The 18,922-nt window shown below is 43.0% G+C and carries 17 protein-coding genes; 9 read left to right on the forward strand and 8 right to left on the reverse strand.

The genetic code is table 11. From position 1 onward, the window contains the following. Nucleotides 1-57 precede the first annotated feature (57 nt). A complete protein-coding gene (locus JMW85_RS13505; RefSeq protein ID WP_201582103.1) occupies nucleotides 58-876 on the forward strand; it encodes a DUF72 domain-containing protein in 819 nt (272 codons plus the stop codon). A gap of 60 nt (nucleotides 877-936) precedes the next feature. Continuing rightward, nucleotides 937-1,671 (forward strand): DUF4145 domain-containing protein, encoded by a 735-nt coding sequence (locus tag JMW85_RS13510; protein WP_201582104.1) that lies wholly within the window; start codon nucleotides 937-939, stop codon nucleotides 1,669-1,671. Nucleotides 1,672-1,752: 81 nt separating this feature from the next. Here the strand turns inward: JMW85_RS13510 and JMW85_RS13515 are convergent, their stop codons facing one another. Beyond that, on the reverse strand, nucleotides 1,753-2,382 hold the full coding sequence (locus tag JMW85_RS13515; RefSeq protein ID WP_201582105.1) for a superoxide dismutase: 630 nt from the start codon (nucleotides 2,380-2,382) through the stop codon (nucleotides 1,753-1,755). A 557-nt stretch (nucleotides 2,383-2,939) separates the two neighbouring features. Here JMW85_RS13515 and rdgB point away from each other — a divergent pair. The 6 genes from rdgB (at nucleotide 2,940) to JMW85_RS13545 (ending at nucleotide 10,540) form a co-directional block, all read left to right on the forward strand. Beyond that, the gene (gene rdgB, locus JMW85_RS13520) at nucleotides 2,940-3,593 is read left to right on the forward strand and encodes an RdgB/HAM1 family non-canonical purine NTP pyrophosphatase (RefSeq protein WP_201582106.1); all 654 of its coding nucleotides are present in this window, start codon (nucleotides 2,940-2,942) and stop codon (nucleotides 3,591-3,593) included. A gap of 512 nt (nucleotides 3,594-4,105) precedes the next feature. Next, nucleotides 4,106-5,449, forward strand: coding sequence for a trigger factor (tig, locus tag JMW85_RS13525; RefSeq protein ID WP_055125866.1), 1,344 nt, complete (start codon nucleotides 4,106-4,108; stop codon nucleotides 5,447-5,449). Nucleotides 5,450-5,947: 498 nt separating this feature from the next. Beyond that, the gene (gene clpP / locus JMW85_RS13530) at nucleotides 5,948-6,595 is read left to right on the forward strand and encodes an ATP-dependent Clp endopeptidase proteolytic subunit ClpP (protein WP_276529647.1); all 648 of its coding nucleotides are present in this window, start codon (nucleotides 5,948-5,950) and stop codon (nucleotides 6,593-6,595) included. Nucleotides 6,596-6,710: 115 nt separating this feature from the next. Then, complete coding sequence (clpX, locus tag JMW85_RS13535; protein WP_087814795.1) at nucleotides 6,711-8,024, forward strand: ATP-dependent protease ATP-binding subunit ClpX; 1,314 nt, start codon at nucleotides 6,711-6,713, stop codon at nucleotides 8,022-8,024. 225 nt (nucleotides 8,025-8,249) lie between these two features. After that, the gene (locus JMW85_RS13540; RefSeq protein ID WP_201582107.1) at nucleotides 8,250-9,260 is read left to right on the forward strand and encodes an SDR family NAD(P)-dependent oxidoreductase; all 1,011 of its coding nucleotides are present in this window, start codon (nucleotides 8,250-8,252) and stop codon (nucleotides 9,258-9,260) included. Nucleotides 9,261-9,589: 329 nt separating this feature from the next. After that, nucleotides 9,590-10,540, forward strand: coding sequence for a c-type cytochrome (locus JMW85_RS13545; protein WP_201582108.1), 951 nt, complete (start codon nucleotides 9,590-9,592; stop codon nucleotides 10,538-10,540). Nucleotides 10,541-10,643: 103 nt separating this feature from the next. Here JMW85_RS13545 and JMW85_RS14485 read toward each other — a convergent pair whose 3' ends face one another. From JMW85_RS14485 to argS, 4 genes are all read right to left on the reverse strand, one after another. After that, nucleotides 10,644-11,240, reverse strand: coding sequence for a PTS sugar transporter subunit IIC (locus tag JMW85_RS14485; protein ID WP_265090759.1), 597 nt, complete (start codon nucleotides 11,238-11,240; stop codon nucleotides 10,644-10,646). An 83-nt stretch (nucleotides 11,241-11,323) separates the two neighbouring features. Continuing rightward, on the reverse strand, nucleotides 11,324-11,746 hold the full coding sequence (locus JMW85_RS14490) for a PTS sugar transporter subunit IIC (protein WP_265090760.1): 423 nt from the start codon (nucleotides 11,744-11,746) through the stop codon (nucleotides 11,324-11,326). A gap of 145 nt (nucleotides 11,747-11,891) precedes the next feature. Then, nucleotides 11,892-12,704 (reverse strand): SPOR domain-containing protein, encoded by an 813-nt coding sequence (locus tag JMW85_RS13555; RefSeq protein WP_201582109.1) that lies wholly within the window; start codon nucleotides 12,702-12,704, stop codon nucleotides 11,892-11,894. Between the two features lie 102 nt (nucleotides 12,705-12,806). After that, entirely contained in the window at nucleotides 12,807-14,636 is a 1,830-nt protein-coding gene (gene argS / locus JMW85_RS13560) for an arginine--tRNA ligase (protein WP_201582110.1), read from the reverse strand. A gap of 728 nt (nucleotides 14,637-15,364) precedes the next feature. Here argS and JMW85_RS13565 point away from each other — a divergent pair. Next, nucleotides 15,365-15,583, forward strand: coding sequence for a DUF2788 domain-containing protein (locus JMW85_RS13565; RefSeq protein WP_045448016.1), 219 nt, complete (start codon nucleotides 15,365-15,367; stop codon nucleotides 15,581-15,583). A 155-nt stretch (nucleotides 15,584-15,738) separates the two neighbouring features. Here JMW85_RS13565 and JMW85_RS13570 read toward each other — a convergent pair whose 3' ends face one another. Genes JMW85_RS13570 through cmoA form a run of 3 tightly spaced genes read right to left on the reverse strand, consistent with a single transcriptional unit; the run spans nucleotide 15,739 to nucleotide 18,818 of the window. Continuing rightward, a complete protein-coding gene (locus tag JMW85_RS13570) occupies nucleotides 15,739-16,872 on the reverse strand; it encodes a DUF1176 domain-containing protein (protein ID WP_045455542.1) in 1,134 nt (377 codons plus the stop codon). 37 nt (nucleotides 16,873-16,909) lie between these two features. After that, a complete protein-coding gene (gene cmoB, locus JMW85_RS13575; RefSeq protein ID WP_201582111.1) occupies nucleotides 16,910-17,971 on the reverse strand; it encodes a tRNA 5-methoxyuridine(34)/uridine 5-oxyacetic acid(34) synthase CmoB in 1,062 nt (353 codons plus the stop codon). A gap of 46 nt (nucleotides 17,972-18,017) precedes the next feature. Next, the gene (cmoA, locus tag JMW85_RS13580) at nucleotides 18,018-18,818 is read right to left on the reverse strand and encodes a carboxy-S-adenosyl-L-methionine synthase CmoA (RefSeq protein WP_201582112.1); all 801 of its coding nucleotides are present in this window, start codon (nucleotides 18,816-18,818) and stop codon (nucleotides 18,018-18,020) included. Between the last annotated feature and the right edge of the window lie 104 nt (nucleotides 18,819-18,922).

Consider the following 18,922-nt stretch of genomic DNA (forward strand, 5'->3'; position numbering starts at 1 on the left):
CCCTATATACAACATGCTAAATCTTTTAATCAGCAAAAATAGCAAAGGGTGGTAAACATGGATAGTGCCCCTACTCCGCGTATTTATCTAGGCACTGGCGGTTATAGCGATACCGACCTACTCGGCACGCTATATCCAACTGGCACCAAAAAAACAGACTTTTTACGGGAGTACGCCAAGCAATACGGCGCGGTCGAGATTAATAGCACCTTCTACGCGCCCATCGGACAAAAAGCCTTTGCAGGTATGGTTAATAAAGCCTATGCCGAAGCAGATAGTGAATTGAAGTTCGCGGTTAAACTGCATCAAGACTTTACTCATGCACGTAAAGGCACTAGCGATCACGCGCAAGCATTTCTTACTGCCCTCACCCCACTTATCGAAGCCAACGCTCTCGCGCCACTACTGCTGCAATTCCCACACGGCTTTGATCGTACCCGCGAGCATCGTCTATATCTGGCCAATCTCGTCAGCTGGTTTAAGGATTATCCACTCGCTATTGAATTTCGTCATAATGGTTGGCATACCCCGCAAGTGGTCGATAGTTTTGTCAAACAAGGTCTGATTTGGTGTAGCGTCGATTATCCCAAAGTCAGCGGTCTACCGCCATCACGATTGATATTTACCGAACGCACTGGCTATCTACGACTACATGGTAATAATCTAAATTGGTGGGATGCGATGAGCGCTGCTGACCGTCATGATTATCGCTATAGCGAAGCTGAGATGAACGATTGGGCACAAGCGATTGCCAATCAGCGTCAGCACTTTGATACGCTATATATCTTCTCTCAAAATACCGTCAATGCGCATGCGTATTATAATATATCGATGTTAAGAGAGGCATTGGGTAAGTTTAGATTTGAGGTTTTGTAGAACAGAGTATAATTTTCTATAGAATATGAATTTATGTATAAATGAGCTATGGAGTTGTAAATGATACCTAAGTACGAAAGTAATAAGTTTCAATGTCCACATTGCAATACTGTCGCTGTTCAAGAATGGTTTGATGCCCATAAAGCAGGCAGCATAACAAATAGAGTTATTAATAACCTATACCTAGACTATCGAAGTCGAGTACGCGATTATACTCAAGCAGCTATCTTAGAGTTTCTAAGCGAAATCAAAAACCCTTTCCAGTTTAGGATTTATCAATTTGTGCCAAAAGACTTTTCAGTAGCAACCTGCTCTTCATGTAATAATTTTACATTATGGGTGAACGAAGAAATTATTTATCCTAAGAAAACTACAATTCCACTACCTAATGAAGATTTAGATGAGGATATAAAATCTCTTTACTTTGAAGCTTCGACTATCTTACTGGATTCGCCTAAAGGTTCTACCGCCCTTTTGCGGCTCGCACTTCAAAAGCTATTAAAGCAAGTAGGTAAGAGTGGAAAGAATATTAATAATGATATAAAAGATTTAGTAGCAGAAGGTTTGAGTCCTAAAATACAACAAGCTTTAGACCTACTTAGAGTGATAGGTAACAATGCTGTGCATCCTGGGCAGATAAACTTAGATGATAATATTGAAGTTGCCGAAAAATTATTTAGTATTTTAAATTTCATTGCTGATGAGTTGATTACGAAACCAAAAGAGCTAAACAACTTATATGCAGGTTTGATTCCTTTAGATACACAAGACCATATTAAACAAAGAGATAAGTAAGGAATAAATAATTAATCAAACCAAAAAAAGGACGCCTCTCAGCGTCCTTTTTTATCAATCCAAATACTTAGTGGTTAAAGATTACTCTTCAACGCCAGCATCTTGACCTTTATATTTAGCATTTGCGTAGTCCCAGTTCACTAGCTTGTCTAGGAAGGTGTCAACATAGTCAGGACGACGGTTACGATAATCGATGTAGTACGCATGTTCCCACACATCACAAGTCAATACTGCGATTTGGTCATGTGCAAGTGGTGTATCAGCATTTGCTGTTTTAGCAATTGACAGTTTGCCACCGACTTTATCAGCCACTAGCCACGCCCAACCTGAGCCGAACTGAGTCAATGCTGCGTTTTTGAACTCTTCACGGAATTTATCATAGCTACCGAAGTCTTCTTCGATTTTAGCTTTTAGATCACCAGTAGGTTCGCCGCCGCCATTGGTTGGCGTCATGCAGTTCCAGTAGAACGTGTGGTTCCATACTTGGGCTGCTTGGTTGAACATACCTTGCTTGCTGTCATCTTTAGCAGTCGCTACGATGATTTCTGGCAATGTTTTGTTTTCTAGACCAGAACCTGGTAGCAATTCGTTGAGCTTAGTCACGTAAGCATTGTGATGCTTGTCATGATGGTATTCTAGCGTCTCGGCACTGATATGTGGCTCTAGTGCGTCTTTTGCGTATGGTAGCTCTGGTAAAGTAATGTTTGACATAGTTATTTTATCCTTGCTGTTTTTAGCCGTCATTTGATAAAAACTCATTATAGAAACTGAATTTTACGCTATTTTTACATGATAAAAAACACGATAAAATAACGGACTAAATTGGCTGAGTTTATTGTTTGAAATGAATGTTATTGCTTAATACCATTTATTGTTTAACACAGTATCACGTATTATTATGAATCCAAAATTAACTTACTTTTGTTACTGTTTGCTCAAAAGCCAAGTGCTTGACTTCATAAGCATTTATTAACTTAATATTCACAAGCCATAAGATATCATTCACGGTAGCTTGGCGGCTATTATAGCAACAGTGGCGACAAATATCAGTTACCAAATGTTATGGATAACACTGTTAGTATAGCCTTTGGTTGTCTATAGACTAAGCGCAGAATGCCTTGCCATGCCAATCGTGCTAGGCACTTAGCTGACTGATAAACTGATGAAACTGGCATTAAGATACCGCTATAATTTAAAAACTGATCATACTTTCAATAATGATACTTTCACTAACCATATTCTTAATAATGACATAACGGAATAACCCTATGAGCACCACGAATACCTCACGATCCTCTACCCAATCGACCCCTGATAATCAATGGGTGCTCGCCAGTAATAATAAAGGCAAACTGGCTGAGTTTAAAAGGCTGTTTGCCGAGGCAGATTTGGATGTGACGATCATCCCGCAGGGTCAGCTCAATATTGACGACGCCATCGAAGACGGGCTAAGCTTCGTAGAAAACGCTATTATTAAAGCGCGTCATGCCAGCCGTATCAGCGGAATGCCTGCGATTGCTGATGATTCAGGACTATGTGTGCCAGTATTAGGTAATGCACCGGGGATTTACTCCGCTCGCTATGCTGGTGAGCATGGTAACGATAGTAAAAACAACGCCAAGCTCATCGCTGACTTGCAGCCTGTCCGTGATGCGCAAGCTAACGAGCCTATTAAAGGGTTATTTGTTTGCGTACTAGCGATGGTGCGCCATGCTGATGATCCGCTACCGATTATCGCGCAAGGTCTATGGCAGGGTGAGATATTAGAGACAACGCATGGTGACGGCGGTTTTGGTTATGACCCGCTGTTTTGGTTGCCAGAGTTACAAGCTAGCGCAGCGAGCTTAAGTGCTGCCGATAAAAACCGCATCAGTCATCGTGGTCAAGCGATTCAGCAATTATTGGCGCAGTTACCGTTGTAGATAACCTTAAAACCTATAGTCGATTCAATTTAACCCTTTAGCTATTAATGCTGATACAAGAAAGTCTAGCGCAGAGGTACAAATCGTACTTTAAGCGAGATTGACGATGTGGCAGATTCAAAGGGAATTGACGATAAAGAGATAATTTTTACTTTAATAAACAGATAGATTATACTGTTCTACTTTTAAAATTTTGTTGAAAGCCGTTATTTGTCTGTATAATTCACCAAAAAGCGTTATTATGCGGTGCATTAACGGTTTATGATTGATATCTGATAGCGCCTATTACTAAGATATCCGTTTCACATTTTAGTATCAGTCAGCGCCAGTGGTGACCAAAGGCGATTGCTCAAGGTACTGACTTTGACATTGCGCGCTATCGCTATCCCCTATTTATTCCAACGGCAACCCATGGTACACGCCCGTAATTTGAGGCACGGTTTGTCTATTACCATTTAACCCTAAGTACTATTTAATCAAACGTACTATTTAATCCTAAAGGTGTAATTAACATGGCTACAGATTTACAAGTCACAACCAACAAGTTATCTAATAAAGAAACCCAATTGACAGTTAAAGTACCTGTCGAAAAAATTCAAAACAAAGTCGAAGGTCGTATTCGCCAAGTTGCGAAAACTGCCAAGATTGACGGTTTCCGTAAAGGTAACGTCCCTATGTCACACATCCGCTCTCAGTACGGTGCTGGCATTCAACAAGAAGTTATCAACGATGTGATCCGTGATACCGTTTTTGAAGCGATCAAATCGGAAGACATCCGCGCGGTTGGCATGCCTAACATCGACGACGTAAAACTTGAAGATGATTTCTTGGTTTATCAAGCCACTGTTGAAATCTTCCCAGAAGTAGACGTACAAGGTATCAATGAGATCGAAGTTGAGCGTCACACGGCTAAAGTAAGCGAAGAAGACGTCGACACTATGATCGAAAACCTTCAAAAGCAACGTGAAGAATTCGTTGAGAAAAAAGGTAAAGCGGACAAAGGCAATCAAGTAACTTTTGACTTTGAAGGCTCTATCGATGGCGAAAAATTCGAAGGCGGTTCTGCTGAAGATTTCAAACTGGTTATCGGTAGCAACCAGATGATTCCTGGTTTTGAAGCGGGTATCAAAGGCATGAAAGCTGGCGAAGAAAAAGTTATCGACGTGACTTTCCCAGAAGATTACCAAGCTGAAAACTTAGCTGGTAAAGAAGCTCAGTTCAAAATCAATGTAAAATTGGTTGAAAAATCTAAGCTACCAGAAATCAACGAAGAGTTCCTTGAGCTATTCGGTGTGAAAGAAGGCGGCATTGAGAAGTTAAAAGAAGACGTTCGCAAAAACATGGAACGCGAAATCAAAAACGCTGCGCGTAGCCAAGTTAAGCAAGCGACTTTTGACGCATTGCTAGAAAAGAACGAATTTGACGTACCAAACGCCATGCTAGAGCAAGAAATTGAGCGTCAGCGCAACATGATGATGCAACGTTTTTCTCAGCAGTTCGGTGCCAATGCTGATAGCTTCGATAAAGACATGCTACCAAATGAGCTATTTGAAGAGCAAGCGCTACGTGCTGCCCGTCTTGGCATCATCGTTGCTCGCGTTATCGATACCAAAGGCTTAGAAGTCGATCAAGAACGCGTTGAAACGTTCATCAAAGAAGCGGCTGAAAACTACGAAGATCCAAGCGAAGTCATCGAGTATTACACCAATGACAAGCAGCAGCGCGCGAACATTGAGTCTGTGGTACTAGAAGATCAAGTGGTTGATTATCTAATCGAGCAAGGTAAAGTAACTGACAAAGAAGTTAGCTACCAAGACTTGCTAGCTGCACAGCAACAACAGCAGCAAGGCATGTAATTTAGTGAGATAACTTAGCAAGTTGCCATTCAATGGCACTCATTGCTAATTTCAATCTAAACATGCTCTAACATAATGCTCTAACGCAATGCTCTAACATATGTGTTAGGGCATTTTTATTGGGGATTTATATGCTATCTTTATGGACAGTTTATCACCAAGCCCCTTGATAAATGGTTACAGACGCCTTATTAATAGTGAGTCAATCATTTTATTAATAGCACTCATGTTATAAATAGAAAATTATTTTTCACATGAAAAAGTTACTATTGCCTCAATAAAAAAGTTACCATTAGCTCAATTATTTTTAGCGATATCTGGCGCTTATTATTTCAGCCAGCGAATATTATTAAAAAGCGGCAACATCTAGCATGATGAGCAGCCATACAAGCGTAGCCGCTCGCTCGCTTCAATCCCTTTATTTTATGTACTTATAAACAGGACATCTTTATGACAGATTATGATCGCATCACTGCCAACCCACATTTTGATATGCTGATGAGTGCGCATAATGACGCACAAGGCATGCAATATACCCAAAGCGCCCCTCAAGCTGCATTGGTGCCAATGGTCGTTGAACAATCCTCTCGCGGTGAACGCTCGTTTGATATTTTCTCGCGTCTATTGCGTGAGCGCGTTATCTTTTTGACCGGTCAAGTCGAAGACCATATGGCCAATCTGATTGTTGCACAGTTGCTATTTTTAGAAGCAGAAAACCCAGACAAAGACATTCACTTGTATATCAATTCACCAGGCGGATCAGTGAGTGCAGGTTTGGCAATCTTTGATACCATGAACTTCATCAAACCTGAAGTATCGACCATCTGTATGGGCGGTGCTTATAGCATGGGCTCGTTCTTGCTCGCGGCTGGTCAAAAAGGCAAGCGTTACTCTCTTGCCAATGCTCGTGTCATGATTCATCAGCCTTCAGGCGGCGCGCAAGGTCAAGCAACCGATATCGAAATTAATGCGCGTGAAATTCTAAAAACGCGTGCCCGTTTAAATGAGATTTTGGCAGAACGTACTGGTCAACCATTAGAGAAAATCGAAAAAGACGTTGAGCGTGACTTTTGGTTAGATGCGAAAGAAGCCAAAGAATACGGTCTGGTCGATGAAGTATTAGAGCGCCGCCCTACTTCTTTATAATTACCGCATAAGAGCAAAAGCTTTGATGGGCATCAAAAGCCTGAGCGTTATACGTTTTGGCTTTGATGTAAAAAATCAAAATATTTGTCAGTTTTAAATTTTAGGAGCGCCTTTTATGGCAGAAGATAATACCCCGCATTGCTCGTTTTGCGGCAAAGCCAAAAGCGATGTACAGCAGCTGATTGCCGCTGACGATGCCAATATCTGTAATGAATGTATTGAGCTATGTACCGATTTAATCGCTGATAGCGCTGAAGATGGCGATGATGACAGCGACATTGATACTTCTTGGGTCAATAAAAAGCTACCAACGCCAAAAGAGCTGCGTGCCAAGCTTGACGAATACGTCATTGGACAAGACGCTGCTAAAAAAGCCTTAGCAGTTGCCGTCTATAACCATTATAAGCGTCTAAAAGTTAGCCAAACCTTAGCCAATGACAGCAAAAAAGCGAAGATTGGCGCTGACGATGCCATGGTTGAATTGGCTAAGAGCAATATCTTGCTGATTGGCCCGACGGGTTCTGGTAAGACCTTACTGGCGCAAACCTTGGCTCGTCTACTGGATGTGCCTTTTGCGATGGCCGATGCGACGACCCTGACCGAAGCAGGTTATGTCGGTGAAGATGTCGAAAACATCGTGCAAAAACTACTACAAGCATCAGATTATGATGTGAGTAAAGCGGAACAAGGCATCATCTATATCGATGAGATTGATAAAATCAGTAAGAAAGGCGACAACCCGTCTATCACGCGTGATGTGTCAGGTGAAGGCGTACAGCAAGCGTTGCTAAAGCTTATTGAAGGTACGGTCGCTGCTATTCCGCCACATGGTGGTCGCAAGCATCCTCAACAGGAGCTGATCCAAGTTGATACGAGTAACATCTTAATCATCGTCGGCGGGGCGTTTGCCGGTCTTGATGCGGTTATTCAGCAGCGTACAGAAAAAGGCGGTATTGGCTTCAATGCTGATGTCAGCTCAAAAGATGATAGTAAACGCAGCTCAGAATTACTGCAACAAGTAGAGCCTGAAGATTTGATCAAGTTTGGTCTTATCCCTGAGCTCATCGGTCGTCTTCCTGTTCTCGCTGCGCTCACAGAGCTGGACGAGGATGCATTAGTTCAGATATTGACGGAACCAAAAAACGCCTTGGTTAAGCAATATAAGTACCTATTCGATATGGAAGGCGCTGACATTAGCTTTACCAAAGAAGCGCTCGATGCGATTGCTAAAAAAGCCATGGCGCGTAAGACTGGTGCTCGCGGACTGCGCTCTATCGTTGAAAATGCGCTCCTTGAGACTATGTATGAGTTGCCTTCGATGAAAAACGCCAAGACTGTCATCGTCGACGAGCAAGTGATTAATGAAGGTAAAACACCTGAAATCATCTTTTCTACCGACGACTCAGAGCAAATAGCGATAGATGCTTAGCGGTTGTTATCAGTTTTATTAAAACTGTCATTGAAGTAAAGGCGTCTAGCATATCTTATGTTAGACGTTTTTTTATGGCTGCTCACTTATGATCGTTTTATGACAGCCAATGTATGGGTAAAGTGACAGCGGCGTCTATCAATCGTTCATAGCTAAAACCACAAAGCATGCTAAGGTAAATGTGCTACCAACACCTATCACTGATGAAACAAAGGACTGTTTATCATGCTTAACAATATTACTTCTATCGCAACCTCATTACGTCAACACTTGCCTTTTCATACCACGATAGACCAAGATATTACTCCTTATTATCATAATCATGTCGCGGCTATTACGGGTGCTGGCTCTGGTATGGGTCGCGAGCTGGCTATTCATTTGGCAAAGATGGGCTGCCACGTGGCGCTCTCTGATATCAACGCGGTGCAACTGGCACAGACCAAAGAATTGCTGGTCGGTTATAATATAAAAGCGACTATGACGGTGCTTGATGTCTCAGACAATAAAGCCGTGGAAGCGTGGGCAGATAGCGTGATGGTAGACCATGGCAAAGTGAACTTTATCTTTAATAATGCAGGCGTGGCGCTATATTCGACCGTAGAAGGCAGTAGTATTAGCGAGCTTGAATGGGTCATGGACATCAATTTTTGGGGTGTGGTCTATGGCACCAAGGCATTTTTGCCATTGATTAAGAACAGTGTCAAACAAAGCGAATCGACGAATGGCAGCAAAAAAAATAGATCGCACCAATTTAATGAGCATGGTCACATCATTAATATCTCAAGCCTGTTTGGCTTGACCGCTCAGCCGTCACAATCTGCGTATAACGCCAGTAAATTTGCTGTACGCGGCTTTACTGAAAGCTTGCGTCAAGAGCTAGATATTCAGCGCTGCGGTGTGTCAGCGACCTGCATTCATCCCGGCGGGATTAAAACCAATATTGCCAATAGTGCCCGTGGCAATGATAGTATCAATGATATTGGCATGCGTACTGGCCCCAAAGCCATTCAGAGCTTTAATAAATTCCTAAAATTTGATGCAAGCGATGCCGCTTTGATTATTTTGCAGGCTGCCGCGACCAATCAACCGCGCTGTCTGATTGGCAACGATGCCAAGATAATCGACGCGGTACAGCGTGTCTTTCCAGCGACATACAGTCAAATATTGAACGATGTCCATAAGCTCTCTCGTAAGCTCAAACCACGCCGCCATAGAAAATCAAGCACGCCAAAATAATATGTTTTAAAAATCACTACCCATAAAAAAGCGCTTAAATATTATCAATATTTAAGCGCTTTTTTGTGGGGAGTATTTCAACACTGTCTTTCAATATGGTTCTTCATACGGTATGAAATTGATTCATGTCCCTCTAAAGCCAAAACACTTTATCTATTTATATACTTTAATTATTTAATATTTGGTACAATTATGTTTCTAGCAACTTACAGATTGATGACTCATTCAGATTTTTTGCACAAAAATTAAGATTACTTCTGTCATTTTGACAGTTAAATTATCATAAAAATATATTATTACATATTATTTTTGATAATAAGGATATTCCAATGAAAATACTTTTAAGGGTCAAACCCTCTTCCTCCGTTTTACTGGCTGCTATCTTTGCTATTGGTGCAGTTAGCCTGTCAGGCTGTAGTGAATCAGATACCAAGGCTGTCGACCGTGTCGAAGAAGCTGAAGCATTAGCCCGCGTTAAGTCACTTGAGGCACGTGCCGCAGAAATTAAAGACGAGATGGCTGCAAATCCAAGCGCCAAACTGAGCGTTAGCATGCCAGATGAGTCCACTATTCCAGATGATGAGTTCGGCGCAGCAGTACGTCGCGGCTTACAAATCGCCAATCATACTTATAAAGAGATGCCTGACAATGTCGGCAACCAGTTGAACTGTACCAGCTGTCACTTGGGTAACGGCTCAGAGGCCTACGCGGCGCCTTGGAATGGCATGCCGGGCATTTATCCTATTTATCGTTCACGTGCTGGTCGCGTGAATTCAATACAAGAGCGCATCAATGGCTGTTTTGAACGCTCAATGAATGGCAAAGCGCTTGACCTAGGTTCAGATGATATGAATGCGATGGTGTCTTATATGAGCTGGCTATCACAGGGCTTGCCTTATGGTGTCTCGCCTGAAGGTCGCGGTTTTGTTAAGGTAGACAAAACTTTAGAGCCAAATACGGACAATGGCAAAAAGCTGTTTGCTGAAAAATGTAGCGTTTGCCATGGTGAAAATGGCGAAGGTCAATATAACGACGATGGCACTTATATCTATCCAGCAGTAGCTGGAGACAAGTCCTTCAACGATGGCGCAGGTATGGCACGAACTTATACAGCAGCGGCCTTTATCAAAGGCAAAATGCCCTTTGGTCAAGGTAACTCGCTTAGTGACCAAGAAGCGGTCGACATTGCCGCTTACTTTACCCATCTGCCGCGACCTATCAAAGCCAATAAAGACAAAGACTGGCCAAATGGTGATGCCCCTAAAGATGTACGCCGCTAGTTTTAAGCACCTTTAAAAGTTACCATAAAAAAGCCCAGCTACTTAAATAGCTGGGCTTTTTTATTATGGATAGTTAGGACAGTTTGCGTCCTTTATCTTTAATTTAAGGCAATTTCATATCACCATCAACCAGCCAGCCCACGCGGCGCATCACATGAGCGACCACCCCTGCAATTAGGGCAGGTAATACAAACATCAACAGGATAATCGCTGTCCATAATTGACCCGTACTCATGATGTCTTGTGACGCTTCAATCACTCCAAATACGCCGACCAATCCAGCGGTACCCATACCCGCACCCGTTGCCGTACATGCCAGTCCAAAACCTACTGTCGCAATAGGACCAACGATGGCGCTGGCAATCACAGCAGGCAACAACACCAGCGGTTTTTTTAACACATTAGGAATCTGTAGCATACTGGTGCCCAGACCTTGAGATATTACGCCACTGACGCCGTTGTCTTTAAAGCTTGCAACGGCAAAGCCAATCATGTGTGCCGCACAGCCTACTACTGCTGCCCCGCCTGCTACGCCGCCAAGCCCAATTGCGATACAAATAGCAGCGCTGGACGTTGGCAATGTCAATAAAATACCCACCACCACTGCAATCACAATACCCATTAACAGAGGCTGTAACTCAGTGGCCGCTTGAATACCTTGACCAATGACAGCGACCGCAGCGACGATAGGTGGATTCAATAGGGCGCAAACTGCTAATGCTACCGCGCATACCAATAAAGTATGCGCGGTAGCATTAGCAGTTTGCGCCCTATTGAATCCACCTATCGTCGCTGCGGTCGATAAGCAAATACCGAGGTCAAATACGCCCCTATCGGATTGCCCGGTAAGGCGGCAAAGGTCGCAGGTCCGCCTACTTGGGGCGTAAATAACGTCCCTGCCATTAATGCTTCAGAGTGTGCGCCAAGCATACCCGCCACCAAGCAGCTGAGCATGACGAGCGTCGGTGCTTTAAGGTAATAGGCGATACCTACTCCGATACCCGCACCCATTAGTACTGAGGCAAGCTTGCCCACCGCAACCAATGCGGGCAAATCTAACCAGCCACCGATTTGCGAGATGATTAGACCAGCAATCAATGTGACAAATAGCCCTAAAGCCATACCAGTAAACGCATCAATAAAATACTTTTGGAAAAATGCTTTAATAAAGCCAATAAGCGGTGTTGCTAAATGAGAGACTGTCATAGCCATGCTCTTTATAAAATTTTTGATGAAAGGTAATAAACCAACAGAAAAATAACTTTGCTAAAAATCAGAGATAAAAAAAACGTCATTGCGACGCTTTTTTTATTATTCATAAAGAACTATAACTGTCATTAAACAGCATAACTTAACGACGCTGTTCAACAATAATGGAGTCAATACCGTTATTCTGTAGGCGCTGCTGAGCAGTGGTTACTGCTTGGCGGTTATTCATCGGGCGAGAAATAACTTGATAGATTGGCAAACCATTACCCGTCGTATTCTTGACCACGCGAGCGTCTACACCTGCCATCAACACTTGAGCACGGCGGCGATCTGCTTCATCCGCATCACCGAAGCTGTTGATCTGCAAAATGTAAGTTGCCGCAGGTTTTGCAGCCTGAACGCTAGCAGTACCTGCGCCCGTATTATTGGACGTATTATTGCTACTAGCAGGCGTCGATCCATCATAGGTCGCGTCTTCTTCAACGATCACAATGTCATCGCCGCTATTACTGGTAGCAGCGCTATTGCCACGACTGGGCGCAATGACCGTGTTTTCAGAGATACCAAAGTTACCAGTATCATCATTGCGACTGGCTGAACCATCTTCAGGTTGAGTCACCACGACATCAGGCTCAAAGGCACTGATATCCCCTATGCGATCATTGCCTGTCTCAGCAATATCTTCATCAGGAATAGTCGCCATCTCTTGATTGGGCAAAATATCATAGAACTCATAATCACCATTATCAGTATCAGTGTCGACACGTGGCTGTACCTGACGATCAGGATCATTACCAGCGGTGCTGTCAGCAGGACTGAAATCAAATAATGGTGACAAGTATATAAACACCCCTATCATAAGGGTCAATACCGCCCCGACAAACATCCACAATAAGCCTGATACGCTACTTGTTTTGCGTTTTTCAGTCGCACCTTTAGGTTTTTTGGCTAGCATGGATCTGGTTCTCCCTACTGAATCTAACTATCATCAAATTATGGCTGGCAGTCATCTATACTCATACTACATGTTAGAAAGTTACTATATACTAGAAAAAAACTACATGCTAGATGGTGCCGACAACCCTAACAAACTAAGACCATTGGCCAATACTTGACGTACGGCTTTAGACAAACGCAAACGGGCTTGCATCAATTCCATCTCATCCGAGCTTGGTGTCTCACCTGACGTCAAACTCACTGGCAAAATGCGATTGCTGTCATACCAACCATGAAATAGTGCTGCCAACTCTTTAAGATAGTTGGTCAAGACATGTGGCTCATAACCCGTCGCAGCGCGTAATAATGTCGCTGGATATCCTGCTAATAATTTAATCAGCTCGTCTTCGTTTGGTGCACTAAGTAAGTTTTGATGTTCTAAACCAATCGCATCATCTACCACAAGACCACTGTTTTGTAGCTTTTCTAATACTCGGCAAACACGAGCATGCGCGTATTGAATGTAATACACTTGATTGTCTTTGCTTTGTGATTTAGCCAGCTCCAAATCAAAATCAATATGCACTTCAGGCTTACGGGCGACATAATAAAAACGCGCGGCGTCGTTACCAACTTCGGTACGTAAATCACGCAGGGTGACAAATTGACCTGAGCGCGAGGACATTTGTACTTTTTCACTGCCACGCCATAATGCAACAAATTGCACAAGCACCACATCTAAACGCTCAGCATCAATACCAAGCGCCAATAAAGCGGCTTTTACGCGTGGCACATAACCATGGTGATCGGCACCCCAAACATTGACCACTTTATCAAAACCGCGATCAAATTTATTTTTGTGATAGGCAATATCAGAGGCAAAATAAGTAGATTGACCATTGGCACGGCGCACAACACGGTCTTTTTCATCACCAAAATCGGTTGATTTGAACCAAATATTACCGTCTTTTTCGTATAGGTAGCCTTTTTCATCTAAGGTCTGTAAGACTGGCTCAATATCGCTATCAATAGACCGTTCGCTAAACCAGCACTCGTAGCGCACACCAAAGTCATTTAAGTCATCTTTGATATCGGCTAAAATACTGCTCAATGCCGCATTTAAAAACAGCTCATAACCTTCACCAAGCAAGGCTTTACTGTTGGCAATCAAGCCATCAATATGCGCTTCTTTGTCACCTGATAGCAGTGTTTTTTCGCCGTCCGCATTGATCTCAAACTCAGCATCTGCTGGCACATCTTTGGCGATTGCTGCAAAGCTATGAACGTAATGATCACCGTGTTGCGCTTTTAACGTTTGGGCGATATCACTGACATAATCACCTTGATAGCCATTGACTGGGAAGATTATTTCCTCACCGTTGCTTTCTAGATAACGTAAATAGGTACTGGTCGCCAAGATATCCATCTGCCGACCCGCATCGTTGACATAATACTCACGCGTGACGTCATAACCAATCGCTTCCAGCAGGTTTGCCACGCTCATACCGAACGCTGCACCGCGACCGTGCCCAACGTGCAAACTTGACGTTGGATTGGCAGAGACAAACTCAACCTGAATTTTTTGCCCGTCAAACTGATCGCTTAAACCAAAGCGATCTTGCAAGGCAAAGATATCATCTAATACCGCAAATTTGGCTTCCGCATTTAAGAACACGTTAATAAAGCCTGGACCTGCGATTTCTACTTGGCGAATGTCTTGGTTTTTAGGCAGCGCATTGACGATTTTTTCGGCAAGCTGTCGTGGATTGACCTTGGCAGCTTTGGCCGCTGTCAGCGCGATATTACTGGCAAAATCACCATGGCTTAAATCTTTAGTACGGGTGATTTGGCTATTATTTTGCCAATCGCTTGGTAACGTGCCATCTGCTTGTAGGGTTCGAATCGCATCATTAAATAGTGATGCAAGTGTATCAATTTGGGCTTGTGACATAAGGATTTGAACTCAGTTAAATAAACAACAAAAACGGTATAAAAATGTGGCGAATGCGAGCAGCCAATAACTGCCTATTATAATAGCGACCGACATTGCAGGGGATAAAATAATACAAAAAAGATAAGTAACCTGCAAATATAACAATCTTTGCCCTGCATTGCACCATTTGCACCAAAATTAGCACTAAAATCTTACGGTTATGACAGTTAACACTGATAATTTAGGTGACTAGGGCGTGCCCTCATTGTAAAAATGGTGATAAAAAGGAGATAAGTTGCCGCTAATCAAGGAAAATAGCGCAAATAATATCGAGATATTGATAAGCTATTTGACGATGTTTGGCAAAATTTAGCCATTTTTAGCTCATTTAGATAGTAATCGCTTGAATTGCAGACACGCTCTAACAGACGCGTTGCCTGTGCTTTCATTCACGATAAGTCAGATTAAAATATTTTAAATAGATCAGCATTTAGCGCTGTTACCGATCAGTCAGCCCTGCAAATTGTAGCGTTACTGTTGTCTCATACTTAGCAGCAGTTTATACCTGCTCGCTTCCGCGTTATAATAACGGTTTGTATTGCTGCCTGCTTTTTTCTGACTTATTTTATGGATTACTGCTTATATCATGAATGGTGATACTTCATTTTGAAGGCAATTATTATCAAAAGATCCATAAAATAATAGAAATAAATAAAGACGGCGTTACTACTTTATAGGATTATGCCATGTTTGCTATTGCTGCCAGTACAGTTACCAGTTGGGGATTGTATGTTTTACTACCCATATTCATCGCCTTCTTATTTTTTATTATGTGGGATATCTCTAAAGAATCTCAAGCTGGGCGCGCGGGCACATTTTGGATTTTCTTAGCACTAGGCGCAGGGTTTGTGGGCTTCTTACTCAAGCTATTGTTGGAAGTCGCTTTTAAAAGGTGGTTGATATAATTTTTATATAATTAAGCCGTGTCTTCACTGTCAATGATAGGTAATAAATAACTCGCCTATCACTGTAAATAGACGGTTAAATAATCAATTAAAAAATGCATGGCTCATGACGGCTTCACTTTATAGTGTGTCAATCATTCCTATCAAAATATCACTCACTGAGCCTTGCTATCATTTTTTACGACTTCACTCACGTAAGTTGGTAAATCCCACGCACCACCAGCAAAACCGCGACACATTCCTGAGCTGGAATCTTCCGATTTGGCAAATGTTTGACCATTCCAAACCCATATCGCATGATTCCAGCAATCACCCAAGCCTCGATCTTTATGTGTTGCCCAAATCTCGCCATCAGAATAGTCATTGCCTGCGGTGGTGATCAGTTTTGGCTTGCTTGGTTTGTCATGATTAATAAGCCAATAACCCGAACTCTCATTATATGCGCCTTGCCAGCACAGATGGCTAGCAAGCGTATGGGTGGCATCTACGGGTGTAAATGTCCAATTCAGTCTATCAGAACCATACTCTTGCATTCGTTGGTACACTTCGGTTTTTGGATTAATCAGCTCACAGTCTCCCATATCATCTTCAGAGCCTATAAGCTCCTTGGCATCAATATCGATCCACTTGTTTATATTGACCTGAAAGTACGCCTGTTTTGATGCAGATAGTGTCTTATTTTCTTTTTCTGAATACGAGAATGCCTTTTTGATGATTGGCTTTGGCTTAGCGGATTTCGGTATTTGCTTACTTGTGTGGTTTTGACTTACCAATGCTATTGGCGTGCCCACTCTGCCTTGTACCTCATCAAGTTTTAGCAGCACGGCACTCATACCTTTGTCGCTAATAGACCAATTTTTACCACCCGCTCTTATCTCTATCTTAGTATTTTGACGCGAATGACTCAGAAGTTGCTGAGTTTGCTTGGTGGTTAAATCATAGGCGTAACCGTCCGCATCTGCCTGTATCTCGCCATAGTTCTTACCATTTAACCAAAGCTCAGCCTCGGTATTATTCTGCTTTGGAACCTCTGGTAAAAACTGTACTGTGGCACTTGGTAAAGAAACTTTAGGTAATACTGTGAGCAATATTGAGGCAGAAGTATCTAACTGATCCTCCTCTGCATAACCTGCTGCGCGACAAGTCAATGTATTATCACAAACCACCTGCCAATCATCCTGCACAAAGCCCCACCCTTCAAATGGCGTACCATAGGTAGCATGAGCTGGTAGGGACGTCAATGGCAGCAAGCCCATCATAGCGCTGAGCAAAATCGTTAATTTTTTCACTGTCCATATTCCTTATGAGTGATACAGTACGCACGCGCTACTTTTTGGCAATCAAAGTTGCACGCATCGGCGCAGGATAGCCTTCAAGCGTTTTGCTAGTATCATTAGGATCTAAGAAGTCGGCCAGCGAATGATAAGTCATCCATTCCGTTTTACGCTGCTCATCGATAGAAGTCGTTGCCACATCGACACAACGTACCTCTGAGAATCCAGCTTTTTCTAGCCAGCCTGTCAATGCCGCGACTGATGGTAAAAAATACACATTATTCATCTGGGCATAGCGGTCATGTGGCACCAGTACGGTATTGGCATCACCTTCGATAACCAAGGTTTCAAGCACCAGCTCACCGCCTTTGACCAACTGCCCTTTAAGCTGTTGTAAATGCTCAAACGGCGATTGGCGATGATAGAGCACACCCATGCTAAATACGGTATCAAATAATTGGCTATGCTCGGGCAAGGCTTCAAGTGGTACGGGGATATAATGCGTTCTATAGCTATCAGCAGCCCCGACAAAATGCCGAATCGCCATAAACTGATGATAAAACAAGCAAGACGGATCAATGATAATGACTGTATCCGCGCCAGCGCCAGCCATACGCCAGCCGTGATAGCCAGAGCCACCGCCCACATCCAATACGCGACGACCTTTTAAATCCCCCAAATGCGGTGTGACCCGTTGCCACTTCCAATCACTGTGCCATTCGGTATCAATCAATATTGGCGCGGCTTGTTGGTCTTCATTCTGACCACTATCAATTTGATTTTCGAGCTGACCACCAATTTGAAAAGGCCCTTTACGCCACGGCATGAGCTGCTTTAATAATGCCATTGTTTGTTTGCGCTGAGACTCACTAAGATTTGCCTCAATCGTCAGGACATCACTGTTTAGATCGACATTATTGACGGTTAATGTTGGCAAACGAGCGACTGACGCTTGATAAGCAGGTGCATGCGCGTAGTTGGCTTTGTCCTTGATATCATTTAACCATGTTGGCAAGCGCGTAAGCCATTCATAAGCACTCGGCTGCTGCTGGGCTAATTCTAGCAAGGTTAAATATAATGCGCGTTCGGCGTAGGTGATAGTGTTGTTAAGCATAAAAGCAGGTTACCGTATTGATCAAAAAACAACTGTGTTAAAAATATTATTTAAATGCCACAATAGAGACGAAGTTTAAAAACTGAAACCACGTCAGATGACGCTGAAAACCAACTTGATCTAACCGTGCATGATGCTCGTCTAAAGTATCAGTAATAAGCACGTTCTCTAGTGCATTACGCTTGCCGCTGATTTCCATTTCGGTATAACCATTGGCACGTTTAAAATCATAATAACGCTCAACTAACCATGCATCATATTGCTCATCAAAGGCATGGGTTTTTTCAGTTAATACCAGTATGCCGCCTTCGCTCAATGCTGCATAAATCTTCTCTAAGACTGCGACTCTATCGGCGGCGGGTAAAAACTGTAGCGTTAAATTCAAAATCACCATATCGCATGGCTCAAGCTCGACATCGCGAATATCAGCGGTAATGACTTCGATGTCATGCTCAGGATAATTTTCACTCAGTAGCGTGGTCGCTTCGGTCGTCATCGCTGGTGAGATATCAATCGCTTTAATCTGCAAATCTTGCGGCTCAAACTCACCCGCCAAGGTCATGCTTGCTGCGCCAAGTGAACAGCCCAAATCATAAATGCGACTGACACGCTGACCACTATCGCTCTGTTGACGATACTTACAATGACGACGGGCAAATATGGGCAGCATCGCCAGCACCTGACCATAACCGGGCACACTGCGACGAATCATATCGGGAAAGCAAGCCACCACTTGCTCATCAAAGGAAAAACGTGCCGCTTTATCAAGTGGCGTGGTAAACGGTTTGTCAAATAGGGTGTCGTGTTTAACAATAGCAGGCTTAGACTGACTCATGGTGCGACTCATTTTGTGATAATAGAACTTAAATTAGGAGATAAGTGATGGTCTTGCTTGTCATTATTAGCTGAAAGGGGCACGACGTAGCAAAAGCCCATTATAACATTACTGTT

It is taken from the genome of Psychrobacter glacincola, assembly GCF_904846075.1.
Taxonomy (GTDB): Bacteria; Pseudomonadota; Gammaproteobacteria; order Pseudomonadales; family Moraxellaceae; genus Psychrobacter; species Psychrobacter glacincola_C.